The following is a 23,511-nucleotide window of genomic DNA, read 5'->3' as shown; positions in this document are numbered from 1 at the left end:
TCAATTAATTTCCGGTTAAGTCGTCGAAAAACTTTTTCACGCCGTCAAAGAAACCACGCTCTTTTGGGCGATACTTCGCAGCTTCAGCGCCTTTACCCATTGAGTCTTCAAACTCTTGTAAAAGTTCCTTTTGCCGATTCGACAAATTCACCGGTGTTTCCAACACTGCTTTACAAACCAAGTCGCCTGTTACGCCGCTTCGTACCGATTTTACCCCTTTACCACGTAAACGGAACATTCTTCCCGTTTGCGTTTCTTGTGGAATCTTCAGTTTTACGCGTCCGTCGAGTGTCGGAACTTCCACTTCACCACCGAGTGCCGCTTGCGTAAAGCTAATCGGTACATCGCAGTATAAATTATTGCCGTCGCGACGGAAAATAGGGTGTTCCCGCACATGCACTTGCACATACAAGTCGCCTGCAGGCGCGCCATGTTCACCCGCTTCCCCTTCTCCCGCTAAGCGGATTCTGTCGCCGGTGTCCACCCCAGCTGGAATTTTCACACTCAGGGTTTTAGTTTTCTCAACTCGCCCTTCGCCATGACATGTGCGGCATGGATCTTTAATTACCGTTCCTCGGCCACTACATTTCGGGCAAGTTTGTTGAACAGCAAAGAAGCCTTGGCGCATTTGAATTTGGCCTTGGCCATGGCAATAATCGCAGGTTTCCGCTTTCGACCCTTTTTGTGCGCCACTGCCGTCACAATCATTACAGCTCGCTAACGTTGGAATTTTTAGTTCAGCTGTTTTGCCTCGTACCGCTTCTTCAAGTGACAGCTCGAGGTTATAGCGTAAGTCAGAACCACGCTGCGCACGCGAACGTTGGCGACCTCTGCCACCGCCAAAGATATCGCCGAACACGTCGCCAAAGATATCGGCAAAGTCTGCTCCACCGCCACCGAAACCACCCGGGCCACCTTGCGCTTGCTCAAACGCAGCATGACCATACTGGTCATAGGCTTGGCGTTTTTGCGGATCCACCAATACTTCGTATGCTTCCTTCACTTCTTTAAATTTAACTTCGAGCGCCTTATCACCCTTGGTTCGGTCGGGGTGATACTTCATTGCTAGACGCTTATACGCCTTTTTGATATCGCGTTCGTTGGCGTTTTTCTCAACACCAAGAACCTCGTAATAATCTGGTTTGGCCATAAGTTACGTCTTCTTTTCCGTTAAGCCTTAAACAAACGCACGGGCGTTACCAGCGGTAACGCCCGTGCGAGAAAGTTACCACAACAATAATTACTTCTTATCGTTGTCCTGAACTTCTTCAAACTCAGCGTCTACCACGTCGTCTGCTGCGTTCTCTGCAGGGCCTTGTTCGCCTGCCTCTGCACCACCTTGCTGAGCTTTCTGCTGGGCAATTTCCATGAGCTTGGCAGAAGCTTCCATCAAGGCTTGCGACTTGGCTTCAATTGCTTCTTTGTCGCTGTCTTTTATAGCAGCTTCCAAGTCGCTAATTGCCGCTTCAATCTTTTCTTTGTCTTCTGCTGGTAAGGCATCACCGGCTTCTTCCACTTGTTTACGCGTTGCATGCACAAGGCCATCAGCTTGGTTTCGTACCTGTACCATTTCTTCGAACTTGCGATCTTCTTCCGCGTTGAGCTCCGCGTCACGAATCATTTTTTCTACTTCATCGTCGCTCAAACCAGACGACGCTTTAATGGTAATCTTCTGTTCTTTGCCCGTGTCTTTGTCTTTTGCAGACACGTTCAAAATACCATCGGCGTCGATATCGAAGGTTACTTCGATTTGCGGTGTACCGCGTGGTGCAGAACGAATGCCTTCCAGATTAAACTGACCAAGCGACTTGTTGTCGGCGCTGCGCTTACGTTCACCCTGTAACACATGAATCGTTACCGCCGACTGGTTATCCTCTGCTGTTGAGAAGGTTTGCGACTTCTTGGTTGGAATTGTCGTGTTCTTCTCAATCAGGCTAGTCATTACACCGCCCATGGTTTCAATACCTAACGACAGCGGGCATACGTCGAGCAACAACACATCTTTCACGTCACCTTGTAAAACACCCGCTTGAACCGCTGCACCTACCGCTACGGCTTCGTCTGGGTTCACGTCTTTACGCGGCTCTTTGCCAAAAAAGTCGGTAACTATCTGCTGTACTTTCGGCATCCGCGTTTGCCCACCCACGAGAATAATATCGTGAATGTCGCCCACTTTCAGGCCAGCATCGGCTAAAGCTTGCTTCACCGGCTCTAGTGTTTTTTGCACCATATCTTCAACTAAAGACTCAAGCTTAGAACGTGTTAGCTTAATGGCTAAGTGTTTTGGGCCTGTTGAGTCTGCAGTGATATACGGCAAGTTCACTTCAGTTTGCTGGGCAGAAGAAAGTTCAATTTTCGCTTTCTCACCCGCTTCTTTTAAACGTTGCATTGCTAACGGATCTTTCGTTAGGTCTATGCCTTGGTCTTTCTTGAACTGCTCAACCAAGTAATTAATAACACGGTTGTCAAAGTCTTCACCACCAAGGTGCGTGTCACCGTTAGTCGCTAATACTTCAAAGGTGTGCTCGCCTTCCACTTCATCAATTTCAATAATTGAAATGTCGAAAGTACCGCCACCTAAGTCGTATACCGCTACAGTACGGTCACCCGACTTTTTGTCCATACCATAAGCTAAAGCAGCTGCGGTTGGTTCGTTAATAATGCGTTTTACTTCTAAACCGGCAATGCGACCCGCGTCTTTTGTTGCTTGGCGCTGCGCGTCATTGAAGTATGCAGGCACAGTGATAACCGCTTCGGTCACTTTTTCACCCAAGTAGTCTTCAGCTGTTTTCTTCATTTTTTTCAGCACTTCTGCTGAAATTTGCGGTGGCGCTTTTTGCTCACCTTTTGCTTCTACCCACGCGTCGCCATTTTCAGCTTTCACAATTTTGAACGGCATAATACCGATATCGCGCTGCACTTCTTCGTCTTGGTAACGACGACCAATTAAGCGCTTAATTGCAAATAAGGTGTTCGCGGGGTTGGTCACCGCTTGGCGCTTCGCAGGCGAACCGACCAAAGTCTCGCCGTCTTGGCTGAACGCTACTACGGATGGCGTAGTACGATCACCCTCAGCGTTTTCTAAAACACGCGCTTTGTCACCGTCCATAATGGCAACACATGAGTTGGTTGTACCTAAGTCAATACCGATAATCTTGCTCATAATTTTCTCCCGAACTGCTATATCTTACTGAGTTACCCTTTATTTGGGGGCGCTCAAATCTTTTTCAATGTTTAATTAAGAATTTCTCTTTTTTTAACACCCAGCCATTAGGCTTGCACGTCTACACCTTCAGTAGGTGCACGAGAAACCATTACCATTGCTGGGCGCAGTAAGCGGCCATTTAATAAATAACCTTTTTGCATAACCTGCAGCACAGTGTTCGCGGGTACATCTGCGCTTTCTTGCATTCCCATAGCTTGGTGTAATTGCGGGTCAAACGGCGAACCTTCCGGGTGTACCGCTTCCATACCAAACTTTTCAATGGTGGTCATGAAGCCCTTGTAAGTCATTTCGATACCCTCCGCGATTGCCTTGGTAGACTCATCGTTGGGGTCAATTGCAGCCAAGCCTCGCTCTAGGTTATCAATCACGCTCAATAATTCACCTGCAAACTTTTCCAAAGCAAAATTGCGCGCCTTCTCAACCTCTTGGGCTGAGCGGCGGCGAACATTTTCTGCTTCCGCAGCTATTCTTAGCGCTTTGTCTTTTTCTGTTGCGGCTTCTTGCTGCGCGTGCGCTAACGCGGCTTGTAACTCAGCCACTTGCAGCTCTAGTGGCTTATCACTCGACGTCTCGTTTTGGGGTTCGGCTTGTTCCGATGCCACCGACTCCACTTCGTTCGTTGTCGCCTCTTGCGTTTGCTTTTCGGCGTTCGGATCTACAGAATTGGTCATGCTTTTACTCCAGTCAATAAACCGCGAACCTCGGTTTGGCTTAGCCGCTATCGAGTTGCTCGCTCTTGTATGCGTTTGCTATGTCTGCGATATGGGGGCACGCGTTTACATTTCAATATTTATTTACTGCTTTTTATTGAAATTACCGTCCAAACTCCTTAGCTTTACAACAACCCGTACGGAATATCTTTGTCCTATCCAGCAGAACAAGGCGCCCTCATGACACAGCACTCCCAGCTTACTGCCGTGCAAAATTCTGAATTTAAAGTGATTGGTCTAGTGGGCATTCCAGCCACCGACGCCGCGCGCCATACCTTTCGCGATTTATGCAATGCCTTGGATAGCGCAGGATTCTCCGTTATTGCCGAAGACCGCGCATATCGACAATGTTTAGCCCTTCAGCTGCCGCAACACATGCGCGTAGGTACACTGCCAGAAATTGGCGCTCAAGCCGACCTTGCCATCGTGATTGGCGGCGACGGCAACATGCTCGGTGCCGCGCGCGAGCTTAGTTTGCACGACATCGGCGTGATTGGCGTGAACCGAGGAAGCTTAGGGTTCCTTACCGACTTAACACCTGACCAAGCCATTGAACAGCTAAGTGAAGTGTTAGCGGGCAAATATCACACCGAGATGCGCTTTTTACTGGATACCGAAATTACTGGCGAGAATCAGCAATCGTTGCGTGGTAATGCCATGAATGAAGTGGTGTTACACTCCGACAAAGTCGCTCACATGATTGAGTTTGAAGTGTTTGTCGACCAACATTTTGTGTTTAGCCAACGTAGCGATGGACTTATTATCGCAACCCCTACTGGGTCTACAGCCTATGCACTTTCGGCCGGGGGAAGTATTGTGCACCCTGCTTTAGCGGCGATAAATATTATTCCCATGTTTCCCCACACGTTGAGCAGCCGGCCCTTTGTGGTCTCTGCAGAAAGCACGATCAGTTTACGGGTTGCGCCCGACAATGAACCCTTACAAATAAGTTGCGACGGCCATAATTCATTAAAAGTAGCGCCCGGCGGCGTTATTCATGTTCGCCGGCAACATGAGCACCTACGTTTAATACACCCTCACTCTTACAACTATTTCAATGTGTTACGCAGTAAGCTTAGCTGGGGCTCGCGACTTTTCTAAATAATTTTTCGCCACACCTTGCGGTACTGGATAAATACTGTATATTTACTGTATATATAACCAGCTAGGAGGTTGTTGTGCTTACTCAATTATGCATCCGTAATTTTGCCATTGTTGATGACCTCATCGTCGACTTTAAGCATGGCATGAGTGCAATTACAGGCGAAACAGGGGCAGGAAAATCCATAGCCCTCGACGCGTTAAGTCTCTGTTTAGGTGCTCGCGCAGAGGCGAGTATGGTTCGCGAAGGGTCCACAAAAGCAGAAATATCAGCAAGCTTTTACCTTGAACGGCTACCGCGAGTACAAAGCTGGTTAGAAGACCGCGAATTGGACGCAGAAGGAGAATGCTTCTTACGCCGCACCATTAGTGCAGAAGGCCGTTCTAAAGCCTTCATTAATGGCGCTCCGGTGCCCGTGAGTTTACTCAAAGAAATCGGCTCCCTCTTGGTCTGCCTTCATGGTCAACACGACCATCATTTGCTCATGAAACCTGAATATCAACTTGCTTTGCTCGACCAATATGGCCAACACGAAGCTAAGCTAATTGAAGTGGGCGAAGCGTGGCGCTCATGGCAAGCTCTCGTGAAAGAGTTAAACACCCTAAAAGCAAACGAAACACAATTTTTAGCGCGTAAACAGCTCATTGAATATCAAGTCCAAGAGCTTACCGAATTTGCCCTCGCTGAAGGTGAATATGAGGCACTCGAAGCAGAGCATCGCAAACTCGCTAATACCAGCGGTTTAATGGATGATGCCGGATATGGGCTCAATTCACTTTACGATGGTGAGCATAATAACGCCTACAGTTTAGTTGAAAGCGTGGTAGAACGGTTACGGTCCAACATAGAATTAGATTCGAACATGCAACCTATTGTTGAGCTTCTCGATGAAGCGTCCGTTCGAATTGAAGAAGCCGTTCGTGAGCTTCGCCACTATCATGATCATCTAGAAGCAGATCCAGAGTCACTTGCCTTTGCCGAGCAACGCCTGAGCACCGCCTTACAGTTGGCTCGTAAACATCATATAACCCCAGCCCAACTGCCAGCGTTGCAAAAAGAACTTGAGGAAGAATTAGCCAGCCTTAGTTTGTCGTCTGATCGGTTAGAAACGCTCGATCAAGATATTACCAAGGCACAGCAGCAGTATTTTAGCCTTGCAGAGCAACTGAGTGCACTGCGCACTAAAACCGCAGCAGCGTTAAGTAAGCAAATTGCTACCACCATGAAGCAGCTCAACATGCCCGACGGGCAAATGCTAATTCGTGTGCAGGCCGATAATGCTTTTGCGTCTCTACAGGGTTTTGATCATGTAAGCTTCGACGTGTCCGTTAACGCGGGGCAAAAACCACAGCCTATGCAAAAGGTTGCTTCCGGTGGCGAGCTTTCTCGGATTAGCTTGGCAATTCAAGTGCTGACTGCACAGCGTGAAGGGTTGCCTACGCTTATCTTCGATGAAGTGGATGTAGGCGTAAGTGGACCAACAGCGGCCACTGTAGGTAAACTCATGCGCCAACTGGGCGACTCGAATCAAGTTATTTGTGTAACGCATTTACCGCAAGTTGCGGCTCGCGCTCACTATCAACTGCAAGTTCAAAAAACAACCCGTAGTGGGCGCACCTTTACCCAAATGCACGCTTTGAACGACAGTGATCGAGTAACGGAGTTAGCCCGTTTGCTTGGCGGTGACACTATTACAGCGAATACACTGGCGAATGCGCAAGAGTTGTTAGCGGGTTAACGGAACTTTGTTGGTTTTTGCTGGACAAATTAGGGCAGCTCGCTAGCAGGTGAGCTGCTTTTTACGTTATGATTCTTCTATATTCTACAAATAAGGCGCTAGAACTCGGTTCAACTATGAAAAAAATTGCTATTGCACTGTTTGCTCTTTCACTGTCGGCCTGCTCTGTTGTCGATCCCTTGGTATACAAAATTGACATACCGCAAGGGAACTACATCGAACAAAAAGACGTTGATCAATTACGTGTCGGTATGACCCGAGAACAAGTTGCTTACGTATTAGGTAAGCCAGTGGTTGAAAATGCCTTTCGCGCCGACACATGGCATTATATTTATCGATTAAAGCCGGGCCGAGGTGAAGTGTTTACACGCGAAGCTGTTATTCATTTTGAAAATGAGAAGGTAGTGCGTTTAAGCGGAGATTTTGAAGTTCCAGAAAACTTCAACACCCCCCTCGATCCTTAATTCCATGTAGTACCCGATGGCCGTAAAAGGCGGCCTTCTTACAGTAAACCGGGGAATAAATTGCATGGCAACAGAGCATTCAAACGAGCCATTTTTGTATCGCAAAGCCCCTGAGGCGAGCAGCGATGATACACGTAAGTATGAACTTGCTCAGCTTAGCAATGGCTTGCCGGTGCTTGCTGTGCATATTCCGAATACCCACCAGGCGGCCGCTGCGTTAGCCATTCGCGCGGGGCACTTTCAAGACCCAGAAAACACGCCTGGGCTCGCCCATTTTTTAGAGCACATGGTTTTTTTGGGCAGTGAAGCCTTTCCTGAGGCCGAGTCTTACTCAGACTTTATGAGTTTCGCTGGCGGCCACCATAATGCATGGACAGGTACCGAACATAGCAATTTCTACTTTGAACTCCCAGTTGAGCACTTTGCCGCGGGGTTAAACCGTTTTGCTGCCCTGTTTAGTTCACCAAAGTTTAATCAAGACTGGATAGACAAAGAGCGCCAAGCCGTTGAAGCAGAATATCGTTTAAAAGTAAAAGACGAACTGCGGCGACTCTACGACGTGCATAAAGAAACCTCGAATCCCGCGCACCCCTTTTCCCGATTTTCAGTGGGCAATGCGTCTACTCTTATTGATCAACCCGGCGCAAGCTTACGCCAGCAGTTGTTCGACTTTTTTCATAGTTACTACCATGCCGGTAATATGGCGCTTGTGATGACCGGTCCCCAGTCGACCGAAGCTTTATTAACACTCGCGGCTCAACACTTCACTAATATTCAAGCCGCTGCAGAGGCGACGCCTTCACCTACAGTTCCACTTTACACACCGCAACAACTTGCAGTTAGAATTAACGTAAAGCCTCTCAAAGAAGCGAATCGACTCATTTTAACCTTTGCATTACCGGGTATTAATCACGACTATTTGCATAAAACAACGAGTTTTATCGCCCATTTACTGGGGTACGAAGGGCAACATTCCTTATGTGCTGTGCTGCGCGCAAAAGGTTGGATTACAAATTTATCTGCTGGCGGTGGCGCCAGCGGCAGTAATTTCAAAGACTTCAATATCAACCTGCAACTCACTAAGTTAGGCGGACAGCACGAACAAGAAGTTATTTCTCTCTGCTTCGCTTATATAGAACTTATTCGGCAGCAAGGGCTACAACCAACGCTATACAATGAACGTAAACAAATGGTCGCCCTTGCCTATCAGTTTCCAGAAACTGTTCGTCCGGTTGATCTTGCATCGCAATTGTCGGTCAATTTATTACACTACGAACCTCAACACGTGGTTTCCGGGGATTATCGCATGGACTGCCTTAATACCGATTTCGCACACACATTATTGGCACATTTACAGCCGAAATATGTTCGCATTACCCGTATTCATCGTAGTTTGCCGACCAATAAGAAGTCGAAATGGTACCAAGCCGGCTATCAAGTGGCCCCACTCACTGCAGAAACCTTAGCTGAGTTTAACTCCGAATCGGTAAGGCCCCTTATTGCTAGCGCAAACTTAAGGCTGCCGCCAGTTAATCCTTATATTCCTGAGCGGCGTTCACCGCTCCCACTTGCCTCTGCTTCGGAAGAATACTCTGCTGTTCCTCGCTATTCGCGTATTACGCCAGCTCTCGAGCTTTGGCATTTGCAGGACCAGCAATTTCGAGTGCCTAAAGGCCACCTGTATCTTCAGCTACGCTTGCCCTACGCCAACGCCAGTGCACGTAACTATGCCTGCAGCCGTATTTGGTGCGAATTAGGCTTAGAGCTGTTAAATGAAACGTTTTACGACGCAGAAGTAGCCGGCATTCATTTTAATCTTTATCCACAACATGGCGGTATTACGCTTCATTTGGCAGGGTTTTCATGCAAGCAAGCGCAGTTGTTTAACGACTTGGTGCAAACTTTAGGCAAGTTCAAACCTACTTTAGAGTCGTTCCAGCAAATTCGCGATCAGCTCCGTGACAACTGGCACGCAGTGCATAAGAACAATCCGATCAACCATCTATTTGCCATGCTACACCACCACCTGCAGCAAGGTGCGTACACATCGAAGCAGCTCGCCGAAAGTGTTAACGACTTGGATTACGACCATTTTATCAACTTACTTTCTGGCTTATTTCGCGATGCTCAAGCGCTTATGCTCGTACATGGCGACTGGAACGCAGAACAAGCCGAAGACATGGCAAAACATGCGGCACAGCATCTCCCTCTTGTACTCGAACCCTCAACCAAAATAAGCCGTTATGTTCGTCGTTTACCCTCGGGAACAGAGCAGCACAGTTTCCCAAGCAGTCATCCCGACCATGCTACTGCGTTTTTCATTCAAGGTGAAAGTACACAATTAAAAGATAGAGCCTGTTTCTTACTACTTAACCATTTAGCAAACCCGCATTTTTTCAGTGAATTGAGAACTCGCCAACAATTGGGCTATTTGGTCGGTACGAGCTACACCCCCATGCACGGGCTGCCTGGGTTGCTGTTTTACGTGCAATCGCCAACAACCGAACCCAAAACATTAACCAAAGCAATCGCCGATTTCATTCAGAATTTAGCGGAAGAGCTGCAAAGTATTGATCAAGAGAGTTTTAGCGCTGCGCAACAAGCCGTCGCAAATCATTTTTTCGATCCCGACCCAAGCCTGCGTATTAGTGCCCAGCGGAACTGGCAAACGATTACGCACAACCAAGGCCAATTCGGGCTCGCCAAAGAACTAGGCCAGGCGATCTTGAATCTAGAATTGAACACTTTCCTACACTGCGTAAAGCAACATTTGAGTGAGCATAAAGCCGCTATGGCATTGCACACTTCGGCTTTGACAGTTCCCCAGTAATCCGTTAACTTAACGCTAACAATAAGAGCTGCAGCGGAACGCAGCCTACACTGAGGTTTAAGTGCGCGCTAATTACTTTTTTTTGCGAGGCTTTTATTTTTCTAGCCTCCTTCATTTTGTTTTGCTCTTTTTCGTAACCGCATTGCTTCCTGCAAAGGGAGCTGTGTTTGCCACTGAACTCACCGTTCCTGCTGAATTAATAACACCTCCTTGGTGGCAGTCCGGCTGGACTATCGCTACCCTCGTTTTCATTTTGGTTACTGTGGTTGGCTTTGCCTACGACTCCATTCAAAAACGCCGACTCACCATTGGTAAGTTACGCGCTAGCGAAGAGCGTTTAAAACTTTCGCTGTGGGGGAGTGGCGACCAACTCTGGGACTGGGAAATCGATACCGAAACCCTACACTGTCAGAATGATTGGCAAGTATTTGCCGCTTTTCCTTTCGACGGCCTCAGGCAACTAAAGGGAGGCGCACCCATCCACCCCGACGATTTATTACCGGTGAAAGACGCTTTAATCCAGCATTTGGGTGGTCATAGTGAGCATTTTGAACTTACTTATCGGGTGCAAGCGAAAGACGGCAACTGGCGCTGGGTACTCGACCGCGGGAAAGTCGTGGAACGCAGTTTAGAAGGGACCGCCTTAAGAATGACCGGAACACTAAAAGATGTGAACGAGCTCTTTACAGCACAAGAGCGGGTTCGTTTATTTGCCGCGTCTTTTACCAACATCTCCGATGGTGTGTGTATTTATGACCACGAGCTTAATGCGGTGGAAGTAAACGATGCGTTTGAGCGTATTACCGGTATTGCCCGGGAAGACGCCATAGGTAAGCCGTTTCGTTTGTCGCTGTACTCGGAACAATTTACCGAACACATTAAAGACCAACTACAAACGCACTTAAGTTGGCGTGGTGAAGTAGACGACATTCGCGCCAACGGCGAGCGTTACACCATCGACATTAGCATTGACGCTATTCGGCGTGAAGACGGAGCTGTGACCCATTTTGTTCTGAGTTTCGCCGATATTACGTTGCGCAAGTCTACCGAAACAGAACTTCGTCGGCTCGCGAATACCGATACCCTAACGGGGCTGCCTAACCGCTCTTACTTTCAGGTAAGCCACTCTACTTTAGTGCGAAAACGCATTCATCATGCATTGCTGGTTTTTGATCTCGATAACTTCAAGAAAATCAATGACTCTTTGAGTCACGATATAGGCGACATTCTACTTTGCCAAGTTGCTGAGCGATTAAGCTCTTTATTAACGGCGCAAGACACCCTGTATCGACTTGGCGGTGATGAATTTGCAATTGTGATTGAAGACGTTAACGACTTGAGCGGTGTTGCGAGTATTGCCGAAGAGATTGTAAATATTCTTCATGAGCCCTTTACCATCGACGAACAGGAACTGGTAGTGAACGGTTCCTTGGGCGTGGTGATGTATCCCGTCGACGGCGATTCCTCTCTCGAACTACTGCAAAACGCCGACACTGCCATGTATCACGCAAAATATCGCGGTGGTAACAGCTACCAGTTCTTTAGTGAGTCTATGAACCAAAAAGCCGTTCAACGCCTCAAGCTAGAGAACCAACTCCGCCAAAGTTTAAAAGAAGACGGCTTGCATGTGCATTATCAACCCAAAATGAACCTGCAAAACGGAAGTATAGAAGGAATTGAAGCACTCGCACGAATTCAAGTTCCGCACAGCGGCTCCCTCAGCCCTGCCGACTTTATTCCGCTCGCTGAGGAAACCGGCATGATCGTAGAGCTTGGCGAGCGTGTACTCGAACAAGCCTGTATTGACGCCAAACGCTGGCTGGCAAAAGGATTATTTAAAGGTCGTGTGGCGGTGAATTTGTCTGCTCGGCAGTTTAATCAGCCGGATCTCGCAGAGCGCATTGAAGGTATTCTGCAACGCACCGGTTTGCCACCTCAATCACTCGAATTAGAAATTACCGAAGGCATGGTGATGACGGATCCTGAACGGGCCATTCGAACGATGAGTGCACTGCAGCGGTTAGGAATTAACTTGGCGCTCGACGACTTTGGCACAGGCTATTCCTCTTTGGCTTATTTAAAACGCTTCCCCATTCATTGCCTGAAAATAGACAAAGTGTTTATAGACGACATTCAAAAGAGTGCGCGCGAACGAAACATGGTCGCGTCGATCATTGCAATGGCACATAATTTAGGACTCACAGTGGTTGCTGAAGGCGTTGAAGCTGCCGAACAAGTCACCATTTTAAGTACCTTAAAGTGCGAAACCATTCAAGGTTTCTATTTCTCAAAGCCCTTGAGCGCCGAGCGTTTCGAAACCTTCGCAGAACCTATCCAAGCGTGAGCGGAACACCAAAACAGCACTCACCCCAAACACGACAAACTAGGCGTTAAAGCGAACCCCTTGAGGGCCGAGCGCCTTTAATAAACGAAACTGCTTGTGGGTACGGAACATGGGCAAAATAAAAGGGCCAAAACAAAGTGCGAGCAGCCCCCAGCGACGCGGCCCCATGGCATATTTATGCGCCTGAATGTAGCAGTAAACAGAAGACACAATTGCAATAGGAATAAAAAGTAGCATTTCTAACCCCCAACATGAGCGGTACAACAGGGCTTATTATACAAAAGACCTCAAGCCATCGCATTCTCACTGATGTTATGGCAAAAAAAAGCCACCGAGTAACATCTTCGTTACCTCGGTGGCCTTAACACGAGCTGCCTATTGTTCGCTATTAGTCGTTATAGAAAGACTCGTTTTGCGCCGCCATCTTCACCAGTAGCTCACAAGGCTTGAAGCGCTCACCTTCTTGTTCTGCAAGTGCATTAAGGCGAGCAACAACCTGCTGTACCCCCAATGTGTCCATGTAACGGAACGGGCCACCGCGAAACGGCGGAAAGCCAATACCGAAAATGGCACCAATATCACCGTCACGCGGCGAGCGAATAATCGACTCTTGTAAGCACCATGCGGCTTCATTCAACATAGGCAATACACAACGCTCGGCTATATCGCTAGCCTTGCGTTTTGCACTCGGTTGAATGCCCAGCACTTGGTAAACACTGGTGTCTACCTGCTTACCCTTCACCTTAGCGCCATATTGGTAAAAACCTTTCTCGGTTTTACGCCCTTTGCGGCCGTCGTCGAGTAGCTTGCTAAATGCATCAGGAGCTTCAAAGCGATCGCCAAGCTCATTACGAAGAATTGGGGCCACTTTACTTGCTACATCGATCCCTACTTCGTCAAGCAATGCAACCGGCCCAACTGGGAAACCAAACTTCACCAGCGCTTTATCGAGCGCCTCAATAGGTTCTCCGGCGAGCAATAAGCGTGCGGCCTCGTTCATATATGGCGCAAGAATGCGGTTCACATAAAAACCGGCACCGTCGGCGACTACAATTGGGGTTTTACCTTGCTTCTTGGCAAATTCAACCGTAGTGGCAATGGTTTCCGGCGAGGTTCCGGCATGCGTAATAATTTCTGCCAACGGCATTTTTTCAACCGGAGAGAAATAATGTAAGCCAATAACCTGCTCGGGGCGTTCGGCCTTCGCTGCAATCTGCGTAATCGGCAACGAAGATGTATTGGTCGCAAAAATGGTATGCTCAGCAGCATGCTCTTCAATGTCTGCCACCATTTTCTGCTTCAGTTCCAAGTCTTCAAAAACCGCTTCCACTACAATATCGGCATTTCGAAAGCCAGAGTAGTCGAGGCTACCGGTCAGCATAAGAATTTGCTTCTCAAACTCGGCCTTACTGATATGCCGGCGCTTCAAGCGCGGCGACAACAGCTTATGGTGATACCCCAAAGCATTGCGGATACCGTCTTGATTAATGTCTTTCAAACGCACCGGAATTTTAGCTTTGGTAATAGTAACGTGAGCAATACCACCGCCCATCAAGCCACCACCGAGCACCGCTGCTTTCTTTACTTTTGCAGGCTGCGTACCCTCGGCACCCGTCTCTTTTTTCATTTCTGTAGTGGCAAAGAAAATACCGCGAAGTTGCTTCGACTCTGGGGTCATCGCGAGCTCGCCAAACTGCTTGGCTTCGTATGCTAACCCCGCCTTCATGCCCTTGGTCACGCCCACGCGCACCGTGTCTATAATGCGGTCAATCGCCGGGTAATTATTCAACGCTTTCTTTTGTGCCTGTTCGCGAGCTTTGTTGAATAAAACACTTTTGAGCGGCCCTTCAAGGAGCTTGCCCATTGTATTTAACTTAGGTTTTGGTTGCGCAGGCTTGCCTTTCAGTGCCAATTCCATAGCCGCTTGTAGCAGAATACTTTGCGGAACTACTTCGTTGGCTAAGCCGAGCTTGCGAGCCTGAGAAGGGCGCAACTGCTTCCCTGTTAGCATCATGGTGAGCCCTTGCTGAATTCCGACAGCACGCGGTAAGCGTTGCGTTCCGCCCGAGCCGGGGAGCAGCCCAAGCTGCACCTCGGGCAAACCGATCACGGTTTTCGGTGAATCGCTCAATACGCGGCCATGACATGCGAGTGCAAGCTCTAAGCCACCACCCAACGCTGGACCATGTACTGCGGCAATGACAGGTATGTCGAGATTTTCTATTTGATCAAAAAGCGCTTGCCCTTGTCGTGCAAGGCTCTCGGCGTCTTCGGCAGAGCGGCAATCATTGATCATGCGAATATCAGCACCTGCCACAAAAGAGGACGCCTTACCGCTAATAAACACCAACCCTTTTAAATTGGAATTGCTTTTAATTTCAGCCATCAACTCTGTAACTTCGTCGACAAACGTGGCCTTTAAGGTGTTCATCGACTCACCGGGTACATCAATGGTTACCACCCCGATCCCGTTCGAATGCACCTCTAAAGTAAAGGCGGATTGCTGTTCCGCGCGTTGCTGTTCAGTCATTATTCTGTCTCCAAGATTACGGCAGCGCCAAGGCCACCCGCCGCACACGCTGTTGTTAACGCGGTTCCACCACCACGGCGCTGCAACTCACGTAAAGCTTGCGTCATCATGCGTGCGCCGGTAGCCGCAAACGGATGCCCGTATGCAATTGAGCTCCCCATGACGTTGAATTTTGTCTCGTCAATTTCACCAATTGCATGACTACGACCGAGTTTTTCTTCTGCAAACTTCTTACTGGCAAACATTTTTACGTTCGCTAAGGTTTGTGCGGCAAAGGCTTCATGCATGTCAATTAAATCGAGGTCTTGCAACGTCATACCCGCGCGCTCCAAGGCTATCGGCGTTGCGTAAGACGGCCCCATAAGCATGTCCTCATGCACGTCTATGGCACTGAACGCATAGCTACGAATATAACCCAATGGGGTGTACCCCAAAGCCTTCGCCCGGCTTTCGGTCATCATCAGCACGGCTGAGGCACCGTCGGTTAACGGCGTTGCATTCGCTGCGGTAACAGTACCGTGTTTGCGATCAAACACGGGCCGCAGCTTGGCATAACTCGACAACTCCGAATTGCCCCGAATATTGTTGTCGCGCTCCAAATAAGTCTTGTAAGGCGCATTATGTGCGGTCATCACTTCGTCGGTTAACCAACCGTTTTCCCAGGCTTGGTGGGCTAAAGTGTGCGAGCGGTGCGCCAGTTTGTCTTGATCTTCGCGGCTAATACCATGGCTTTTTGCCATTTGTTCCGCGGTTTGCCCCATGCTCAAACCTGTTGAGTACTCAGCAACCGCTGGCGGTACCGGCAACAAATCTTTCAAGCTTAGGCGTTTGAATATTGCTAAGCGCTGCCCTAAAGTTCGTGCCTTGTTTAGGTCGACCAGTGCCCGGCCAAGTTTCTTCGACACGCCAATAGGAAGCACGGAGGAAGAATCGGCACCACCGGCAATGGCGATATTAATGGTGCCGGCCATCATGGCTTCAGCAACACTAATCGCCGACTGAAAACTGGTGGCACACGCGCGCGTCACACTAAAGGCGTCTGTTTTTACTGGCAACGAGGTGCCCAACACAATTTCACGCGCAATATTAGGCGCTTCAGGCATTTGCACAACTTGACCAAAAACCAGTTGTTCAACCAATTCTGGATCAATGTCGTTCCGCTGAATCAATTCTTGCACAACCATTTTGCCCATATCGAGCGCCGACACACCGTGAAAATACGTCGCCTGCTTGGCGAACGGTGTACGTAATCCCGCGACTATGGCAATACGGTCGCCGCTTGCTGTTTTAACAGGCCGTTGTGGTGATGACATGTTTATCCCCTATCCATTACTGGTCTGACCACGAATGAGTTCTCGATTCTAACGATTTCTTACACAGAAAGAAACCTTGGTTTTATAAACTCTATCCTTATATTAATCAAAGCAGAGAGTTATTTAAAAAGCTGCTAAAGTGGTGTTTTGCTTTGGGAACCTCTGCCTTCCTCTAGGGTCAGAGCAGCCTATGCGGAGTTATAGACTTCTTACAATACCGTTTAGCAGCTTTCTTCACCATACACAGTAGGCGTGCGGCCTGCCATAAAAGGAGCCATTCGAATGAGCGCTGTAGCTCAATTTAGCCAGTTAAAAAATTATTTGGAACAGCAAATTCTAGGGCAACCAGACCTTGTCGAGCACTTACTGATTGCTATTTTAGCCGACGGCCACTTACTCGTTGAAGGCCCACCAGGCCTTGCTAAAACCCGTGCCATTCAAGCTTTAGCGAACGGTATTGAGGGCGATTTTCATCGTATTCAATTTACCCCAGACTTATTGCCCGCGGATTTAACCGGAACTGACATTTATCGCCCCGAAACCGGCGAGTTTAAATTTCAGCGTGGCCCGTTGTTTCACAACTTGGTGCTCGCCGACGAAATTAACCGCGCCCCAGCGAAGGTGCAATCGGCACTGTTAGAAGCCATGGCGGAGCGGCAAATTACTGTGGGCAAGCGTACCTACCCCTTACCGCCTTTGTTTACCGTAATGGCGACGCAAAACCCGTTGGAGCAAGAAGGTACCTACCCACTTCCCGAAGCGCAACTCGACCGGTTTTTAATGCATTTAGTGGTTGATTATCCAAATGCGACAACAGAATTAGAGATTCTCCGTTTGAATCGCGCCGAGTCAGCAAGTCGGCCGACGGCTCCAGTAACGCCTGTGTCACAAAGCGATATCTTCGCTGCCCGTAAGGCCGTGTTGAATATTCATATGGAAGCCTCCGTAGAGCAGTACTTGGTGGCACTCATTATGGCCACACGCCAACCTGGCGAGTACGACAACGAGCTCGCACAGTGGCTACAAGTAGGTGCCAGCCCTCGCGCGACCATTGCACTTGACCGCTGCGCCCGCGCCCGAGCTTGGTTGGCTGGCCGCGACTTTGTTACGCCAGAAGACGTGCAAGGTATGCTGCATCAGGTGTTACGCCATCGGATTATTCTAAGCTACGACGCTGAAGCGGAAGGCATCAGTAAAGATCAAGTAATTGACCGAATTTTAATGAAGGTACCGGTGCTGTAAATGACCGCTCATGTGCAAAATGCAGGCGACTGGTTAGCCCGTTGGCAAAGTAATGGCATTACCGCCAGCATTAAAGAAATGCTCTATTACCAACGTTTCCCCATTATGCCGCCCTACTCTGCAGATCGAGGCCGTAGCGCACAACAAGGCGCAAAGCGCAGCGCATGGCGCGGCCGCGGCATGGAATTCGACGAAGTAAGGCATTATCAAGCTGGCGACGATATTCGCGCTATCGATTGGCGTGTGACCGCTCGGACAGGGAAAACACACACCAAGCTTTTTCGAGAAGAAAAGGAGCGGCCCGTTTTTGTTTGTGTCGACCTGAGTGCCAGTATGCAGTTTGGCAGCCAATTGCTATTTAAATCGGTGTGTGCGGCGCACACGGCGGCCGCCATTGCTTGGGGAACAGTGCAACGTGGTGACCGTATTGGCGGGCTCTTCTTTAGTCAAACACAAGCCCATGACATTAAACTTCAGGCGCGCACTAAAGGCGTTATGCAATTTATTCAATTGCTCCATCGTAGTCATGCCGAAGCGGCGGCTATCGACTCAGTGAAAACTGAGCACTTAAACATGCAACTCCAACGTTTGCTTAAAATTGTGCATCCGGGCTCCGACGTTCTCCTAATCAGTGACTTCACCGACTTAAACGACGACTCAGTTGCCTTATTGAAAGGACTTAAACGCCACAATACCGTTACTGCAGTGCGGATCAGCGATCCACTTGAGCATCAATTGCCACTTCATGCCAACACAAGTCTCGCAGTCCAAGATGGTGATTATCACGGGATCTTGCATGCCCAAGCAGCCCATTTTCGAGAAGCCTATCAAGCCAAAGCGGGCCGTCTACAACAGCAACAGAACAACATTTTTCAAGCCAGTGGCATTCAGGTTATCGATATCTCTGCAGCGCTACCGTTAGAACATCAATGGCCGAGAGGAAAACGCCGATTATGAATGCAAATCCGCTCGAACAGTTGCACGACATTAGCGAATTGCAATCCGTTCACTGGTGGCCGCTTGGCATTGGCTGGTGGCTGCTACTTAGCGTGTTGGTTATTGCAGTAGCGATCGTGTTCGTGCATTTGCGGCGCCGTAAACATAAATTGAAGCTTTTAAAATCCTGCATTGGCACGGTACAAAGCGCAAACGATATCGCCCACATTAGTATTGGCCTGCGCGTTGCCATTAGAGCCTACTCAACGAACCATGAAATAATTTTACTGAGTTCGGGGGTTCAATTTATTACACAACTCAACCAGCAATTGCCGGCAGCACAGCAGCTCTCTGAGCAAAGCTGCAGTGAACTTGGCCAAGCGCTTTATCAGCGCAGTGCGCCTGAACATATTGAGCAGTACCGCAACTTTGCATTGCGTTGGCTACAGGCAACAGGAGCACTGAAGCATGTTTGAGTTTGGCCTGCCGTGGCTTCTTTTGGTCATTCCCGCGCCTCTTGCTTTGCTGTTTTTTAAGCGCAAAGAGCGTGGTACTCAGCGCATTTACTTTCCCGGCATTCAAAAGCGATTACCTGAATTGAAGGTACAACAACCCACCCTATGGTGGCGCTACGTATTGCCATTGTTTATTTGGGCGCTAACGGTGACTGCCGCCGCGCAGCCCCGCTGGCTCGGCTCACCCATTCCCTTAGCCACTGAAGCCCGCGAAGTGATGATTGCGCTCGACATGTCGGGTAGTATGCAAATGGACGACATGACCATGAACGGGCAGCGGGTAAGCCGGCTATATGCCGCGCACCACATTCTTGCCGACTTTATTCGCCGTCGCGAGGGTGACCGTATCGGCTTGGTATTGTACGGAGACTCTGCACATCTCTATGTGCCCGTTACCTCCGACTTAGAAACCGTTGCAACGTTGGCGGAAGAAGCTCAGTTTGGCTTGGTTGGTGAGCGTACCGCGTTAGGCGACGCGGTGGGTCTGGCCATCCGTTATTTTACCGAACGCGAAGCCACTGAACGTGTGGTCATTATGCTCTCCGACGGCATGATTAACGCCGGCTCGCTGTCGGGAGAAGACGCGCTTTTTCTGGCCAAGAACAACAACGTTAAAATTCACACTATAGGTATCGGGGCCGACGAAGTTATAGTTCCAGGTATTTTTGGCGACCGGCGCATTAACCCAAGCCAAGATCTCGACGAAGTGTTCTTGTCACAACTCGCTCAAGCCACCGGCGGCGAATACTTCCGCGCGCGAAACACCAATGAAATGGAGCAAATTTACCGCATTATCGACGAACTTGAACCCATTTTAGACGACAAACAGCACTTTCGCCCACAACTGAGTTTGGCTCATTGGCCACTACTACTCGCCCTTTTACTAATTTCGTTATACAGCATTGCGCGTGTTTTACTGAACAAACGAACCGCTCAAAGGCTCGCACCTGAAACGGAGGGTAAGCCATGATTGAGTTTCACTTTATCCGCCCGCTTTGGCTGCTAAGCGTGTTACCCTTGCTTTTCCTTATTCCGCTCTGGCGTAAGGCAAAACGCGAACAATTCAGCCTGCAACAAATGGTGGCGCCGCATTTACTCACACATCTCCGTATTGAGCGCGTGAAAAGCATCAAGAACCCACTATGGCTTATGCTGGTGTGCTGGCTAATTGCCAGTATCGCCGCGGCGGGGCCAAGTTGGCAAAAACGACAGGCACCGGTTTTTTCAACCGAGCGCGCGCAAGTCATTCTCATGGACATGAACATGGCGACTCGTGCAACCGACGTAGCTCCCGATCGCCACAGCCTGCTCAAATTTAAAGCACAGGATCTTATTAAAGGTCTAACGGAAGGCCAAACCGGTTTAGTGGCCTACGCGGGCGACGCATTTACCATTGCGCCACTCACCCGAGACCCTGACAACCTCACCCATTTACTCACGGCACTGAGCCCTGAAGTGATGCCAATAGCAGGCCACGACCCTGTGGCAGGCTTTCGTGAAGCGCACCAATTACTGTCGCAAGCAGGCATGGAACAAGCCGATATATTTTGGCTGACGGGAAGTATTGATCGTACTCACATGGAAGACATTCGCCAATTTCTGCGTCAACACTCTTATCGTGTCTCTATTATTGCAGCGGGAACCAATGACGGCGCGCCGGTGCGGGCGGAAAACGGCGAACTGCTCAGAACACGGCAAGGCGCACTTATTATTCCTCGGCTCATTCCCTCTTACTTAGAACAAATTAGTAACGACACAGGCGGCATTTTTGCGCGCTTAGACCCCGAGAGTAGAGATATTGAGGCACTCTTAGCATTGCGCCCGCTCACCCTTGATTCTGCAGTTCAAGACAGCCTCCGAAACTACGACGAATGGGTCGACTTTGCTCCCTACCTCGCCTTGCTCCTACTGCCGCTGTTAATACTGCTTGCACGTCAGCTGCAGCTCTTTAGCGTGTTTCTTCCGCTATTCATAGTAGGGTTGGTTTCGGTTAATTTTTATAGCCCCGCGAGTTTTGCACAAGCCCAAGCGAACACGCAAACAGAGCCTTTTTCGGAGCCTGCACTGAGTTTTACCCAACGGCTAACAGATTTCTTTCGCAATCCACAACAACGCGCCCTATCGGCCTACCAACAAGAACGTTTTGCAGCCGCAGCCGAGGCTGCCGAACGCACTGACAATCCAATGCTGCAAGGTATGGCGGCCTATCGCGCCGGCGATTATGAGCGTGCTAGTCGCTACTTTGAGCAGCTCGACACTGCCGAGGCGCATTACAATAAGGGCAATAGTCTCGCTCAAGCCGGAGCACTCGAATCGGCTATTAAGGCGTACGAACAAGCATTGCAACAACGCCCAGACTGGTTACAAGCCGCAGAAAACAAAGCATTGGTTGAGGAGTTACTTCAACAACAGCAAGAACAAGAGCAAGAGCAAGAGCAAGAGCAAAACCAACAATCGCAACAAGAGGATTCAGAGAGCGAGCAGTCGGAGCAAGATAGCGATGCCCAATCCGAGCAATCGCAATCCGACAGTGAAGCCCAAGAAGCCCAACAGGAAGAACAAGAACAGCAAGAACAAAGCGAAAGCGACGCGCACCCAGAGCCACAAGAGCCAGTCGACACGGAAGCACTCGAGGAAGCTTGGGACAATCTATCCGACGAAGAAAAAGCACAACTTGAGCAGCTGTTACGGCGCATTCCCGACGATCCGGCATTCTTGTTAAGAAACCGGCTCAGAATAGAGGCGCAAAAGCGCCGCGGCCAACGATTTAATTGATGAGGATATTAACTGCAATGAAGCGTAGTTTATGGGGTTATTTGTGCTTATGCGGGGTTTTATTCGCCAGCCTAGCCAGTCAAGCGAATACACTTGAAGTGTCTGTTCGTGTCGACCGCAACCCAGTGATCGTTAATGAGTCTTTTAATCTCATTGTTACTGCTAACGAAGACTTACCGCGTTGGGCATTTAGCTCACAGCCACTTATGCAGGATTTTGTGGTGGGCAGTACCTCGATTAACACATCGACGCAAATTATCAATGGTCAAGCGAGCCAAACTACAAGCTGGACCGTGCGATTAACGGCGCGCCGCCCGGGCGCCTATACCATACCGCCGTTTAGTATTGAGGGTTACACAACCCAAGCGATTGACATCGAGGTTATAGAAGCCAATCAATCCGGCGATGGCGAACAACGCCCCTTCTTTTTGCAGGCCACAGTTTCAAGCCAATCTGCCTATGTGCAGCAACAGCTCATTTATAAAGTAGAGCTTTACCTGCAAGCGAATATCCCTCTTGAGGGCGGCAGCATGACTGCGCCTGAAGGTGAACATATCGACATTGAACAAATCACTCAAAACCGCGAGCGACAGGAGATTGTCAATGGCACACGATACCGCGTGATCACCCAAGAATACGCAATTACACCACAACGTAGCGGCGAGTTGAGTATTGTTGGTGCTCGATTCGATGGCGTATACAGAGGAGCGAGCACGCGAAGTCTGACTGGTTTCGCTCGGCCCGAACAAGTTACACTTTATGCCGACGATATTTCGTTGTCGATTCAACCACGGCCACAGAATTTCCCTGGGCCTTGGTTAGTCAGCGAAAACGTAACGATCGAAGAAGACTGGGACCCAGACTCCGTAGTGTTGCAGGTCGGCGAGCCCATTACCAGAACACTAGTGATTACTGCCGAAGGCGTACGGCCCGAGCAACTTCCTGAGCCCAATCCTGTTTGGCCTGAGGAGCTGCGTATATACCCAGAGCGGCCTCAGCATGAAAGTTTTGTCGCCCAAGGCACCCGTATTACTCAGTCGCGCATAAGCACGGTTATTATTCCGGCGAAAGTTGGCACCTATATCCTGCCAGCAACTGAAATTGCTTGGTTTAATGCAAAAACTCAGCAAATTGAATATGCTCGTGTTCCTGCGCGTGAGCTCAGTGTCATCAACCCACCGGGCGGCGTCGCCTCGCCACGGGCAGCGGCACTTTCAGACGTTACCGATGAAGCGCAAAGCACGGAAGAGCAAGTGCAAACCGAAGCTAACGCCCCCCCTACTTCCGATACTGTGACAGTACAAGATTCAAGGCTATTAATCATTATCAGCACGTTGTGGCTTATCACTTCAGCTATTCTCATTGGTTGGGTGCAATATTACCGCAAACGCAGCATGCCGCGAGAGAATCACCGTGCAACATCAGCAAACAACGGTAATAAAGTGCCAGAACACGCGCGAGCGAGCCTGAATGCATTAAAGCAACACTGCGCTAAGAATGATGCTAAGAACGCTGCACAAGCGCTTCTGGCTTGGCAGCAAGCGCGCACTGGACGGCCTGCAACCCTTCGTCAGCTTCGTAGCGCCTTTGCCAGTAATGCAAGCTTTATCGACGCGCTCGATCAGCTTGAGCGTTCTCTATATAGCGCTGACCAACCTATATGGACAGGCGGAAAAGCGCTCTGGCAAGCGATACAGTCATTGCACCAAGGAAAAAGCTCTAACAATTCCGAACAGCCCGTTTCATTGTATCCTGAATGATCTCAATGCAGTCATTTCAAGGCACC

The 23,511-nt window shown here is 49.3% G+C and carries 17 protein-coding genes; 11 read left to right on the top strand and 6 right to left on the bottom strand.

The window, feature by feature from the left end; genetic code table 11:
* Positions 1-4 precede the first annotated feature (4 nt).
* The 3 genes from dnaJ to grpE form a co-directional block, all read right to left on the bottom strand.
* Positions 5-1,150, bottom strand: coding sequence for a molecular chaperone DnaJ (gene dnaJ / locus DQW12_RS08080; RefSeq protein ID WP_113907359.1), 1,146 nt, complete (start codon positions 1,148-1,150; stop codon positions 5-7).
* A gap of 90 nt (positions 1,151-1,240) precedes the next feature.
* Complete coding sequence (gene dnaK / locus DQW12_RS08075; RefSeq protein WP_113907358.1) at positions 1,241-3,163, bottom strand: molecular chaperone DnaK; 1,923 nt, start codon at positions 3,161-3,163, stop codon at positions 1,241-1,243.
* Positions 3,164-3,270: 107 nt separating this feature from the next.
* Positions 3,271-3,897: a nucleotide exchange factor GrpE gene (gene grpE, locus DQW12_RS08070; RefSeq protein ID WP_113907357.1), complete on the bottom strand. Its 627-nt coding sequence runs from the start codon at positions 3,895-3,897 to the stop codon at positions 3,271-3,273.
* A 219-nt stretch (positions 3,898-4,116) separates the two neighbouring features.
* On the opposite strand from grpE, the gene nadK reads away from it, so the two are divergent.
* The 5 genes from nadK (at position 4,117) to DQW12_RS08045 (ending at position 12,414) form a co-directional block, all read left to right on the top strand.
* A complete protein-coding gene (gene nadK, locus DQW12_RS08065) occupies positions 4,117-5,037 on the top strand; it encodes an NAD(+) kinase (protein WP_113907356.1) in 921 nt (306 codons plus the stop codon).
* A gap of 77 nt (positions 5,038-5,114) precedes the next feature.
* Positions 5,115-6,776: a DNA repair protein RecN gene (gene recN, locus DQW12_RS08060; RefSeq protein WP_113907355.1), complete on the top strand. Its 1,662-nt coding sequence runs from the start codon at positions 5,115-5,117 to the stop codon at positions 6,774-6,776.
* Between the two features lie 116 nt (positions 6,777-6,892).
* Complete coding sequence (locus tag DQW12_RS08055) at positions 6,893-7,240, top strand: outer membrane protein assembly factor BamE (RefSeq protein WP_113907354.1); 348 nt, start codon at positions 6,893-6,895, stop codon at positions 7,238-7,240.
* Between the two features lie 64 nt (positions 7,241-7,304).
* On the top strand, positions 7,305-10,070 hold the full coding sequence (locus DQW12_RS08050) for an insulinase family protein (protein WP_198683931.1): 2,766 nt from the start codon (positions 7,305-7,307) through the stop codon (positions 10,068-10,070).
* A 163-nt stretch (positions 10,071-10,233) separates the two neighbouring features.
* Positions 10,234-12,414 carry a putative bifunctional diguanylate cyclase/phosphodiesterase gene (locus DQW12_RS08045; protein WP_198683930.1) on the top strand — a complete coding sequence of 727 codons (2,181 nt, stop codon included), beginning with the start codon at positions 10,234-10,236 and terminating at the stop codon, positions 12,412-12,414.
* Positions 12,415-12,453: 39 nt separating this feature from the next.
* Here DQW12_RS08045 and DQW12_RS08040 read toward each other — a convergent pair whose 3' ends face one another.
* The 3 genes from DQW12_RS08040 to fadI form a co-directional block, all read right to left on the bottom strand.
* Positions 12,454-12,651, bottom strand: a complete 198-nt coding sequence (locus tag DQW12_RS08040; RefSeq protein ID WP_113907351.1) for a hypothetical protein — start codon at positions 12,649-12,651, stop codon at positions 12,454-12,456.
* 151 nt (positions 12,652-12,802) lie between these two features.
* The gene (gene fadJ, locus DQW12_RS08035; protein WP_113907350.1) at positions 12,803-14,944 is read right to left on the bottom strand and encodes a fatty acid oxidation complex subunit alpha FadJ; all 2,142 of its coding nucleotides are present in this window, start codon (positions 14,942-14,944) and stop codon (positions 12,803-12,805) included.
* The gene (gene fadI / locus DQW12_RS08030; RefSeq protein WP_113907349.1) at positions 14,944-16,257 is read right to left on the bottom strand and encodes an acetyl-CoA C-acyltransferase FadI; all 1,314 of its coding nucleotides are present in this window, start codon (positions 16,255-16,257) and stop codon (positions 14,944-14,946) included. Before fadI ends, fadJ begins: the two co-directional genes overlap by 1 nt.
* Positions 16,258-16,539: 282 nt before the next feature.
* Between fadI and DQW12_RS08025 the strand changes: the two genes are divergently transcribed.
* From DQW12_RS08025 to DQW12_RS08000, 6 genes are read left to right on the top strand one after another with little or no spacing between them, the layout of a single operon-like run.
* The gene (locus tag DQW12_RS08025; protein ID WP_113907348.1) at positions 16,540-17,499 is read left to right on the top strand and encodes an AAA family ATPase; all 960 of its coding nucleotides are present in this window, start codon (positions 16,540-16,542) and stop codon (positions 17,497-17,499) included.
* A complete protein-coding gene (locus DQW12_RS08020; protein ID WP_113907347.1) occupies positions 17,500-18,456 on the top strand; it encodes a DUF58 domain-containing protein in 957 nt (318 codons plus the stop codon).
* Positions 18,453-18,911 carry a DUF4381 domain-containing protein gene (locus DQW12_RS08015; protein WP_157957880.1) on the top strand — a complete coding sequence of 153 codons (459 nt, stop codon included), beginning with the start codon at positions 18,453-18,455 and terminating at the stop codon, positions 18,909-18,911. Before DQW12_RS08020 ends, DQW12_RS08015 begins: the two co-directional genes overlap by 4 nt.
* Positions 18,904-19,920: a vWA domain-containing protein gene (locus DQW12_RS08010; protein WP_113907345.1), complete on the top strand. Its 1,017-nt coding sequence runs from the start codon at positions 18,904-18,906 to the stop codon at positions 19,918-19,920. The genes DQW12_RS08015 and DQW12_RS08010 overlap by 8 nt, the downstream gene beginning before the upstream one ends.
* Positions 19,917-21,725 (top strand): tetratricopeptide repeat protein, encoded by a 1,809-nt coding sequence (locus tag DQW12_RS08005; RefSeq protein WP_113907344.1) that lies wholly within the window; start codon positions 19,917-19,919, stop codon positions 21,723-21,725. Before DQW12_RS08010 ends, DQW12_RS08005 begins: the two co-directional genes overlap by 4 nt.
* Positions 21,726-21,742: 17 nt before the next feature.
* The gene (locus DQW12_RS08000) at positions 21,743-23,485 is read left to right on the top strand and encodes a BatD family protein (protein ID WP_157957879.1); all 1,743 of its coding nucleotides are present in this window, start codon (positions 21,743-21,745) and stop codon (positions 23,483-23,485) included.
* Positions 23,486-23,511: the final 26 nt, after the last annotated feature.

This window comes from Aliidiomarina celeris, from assembly GCF_003316875.1.
In the GTDB taxonomy this organism is placed as follows: Bacteria; Pseudomonadota; Gammaproteobacteria; order Enterobacterales; family Alteromonadaceae; genus Aliidiomarina; species Aliidiomarina celeris.
Note: the sequence above shows the minus strand (reverse complement) of the source record. Positions and strands in the feature narration are given on the sequence as shown.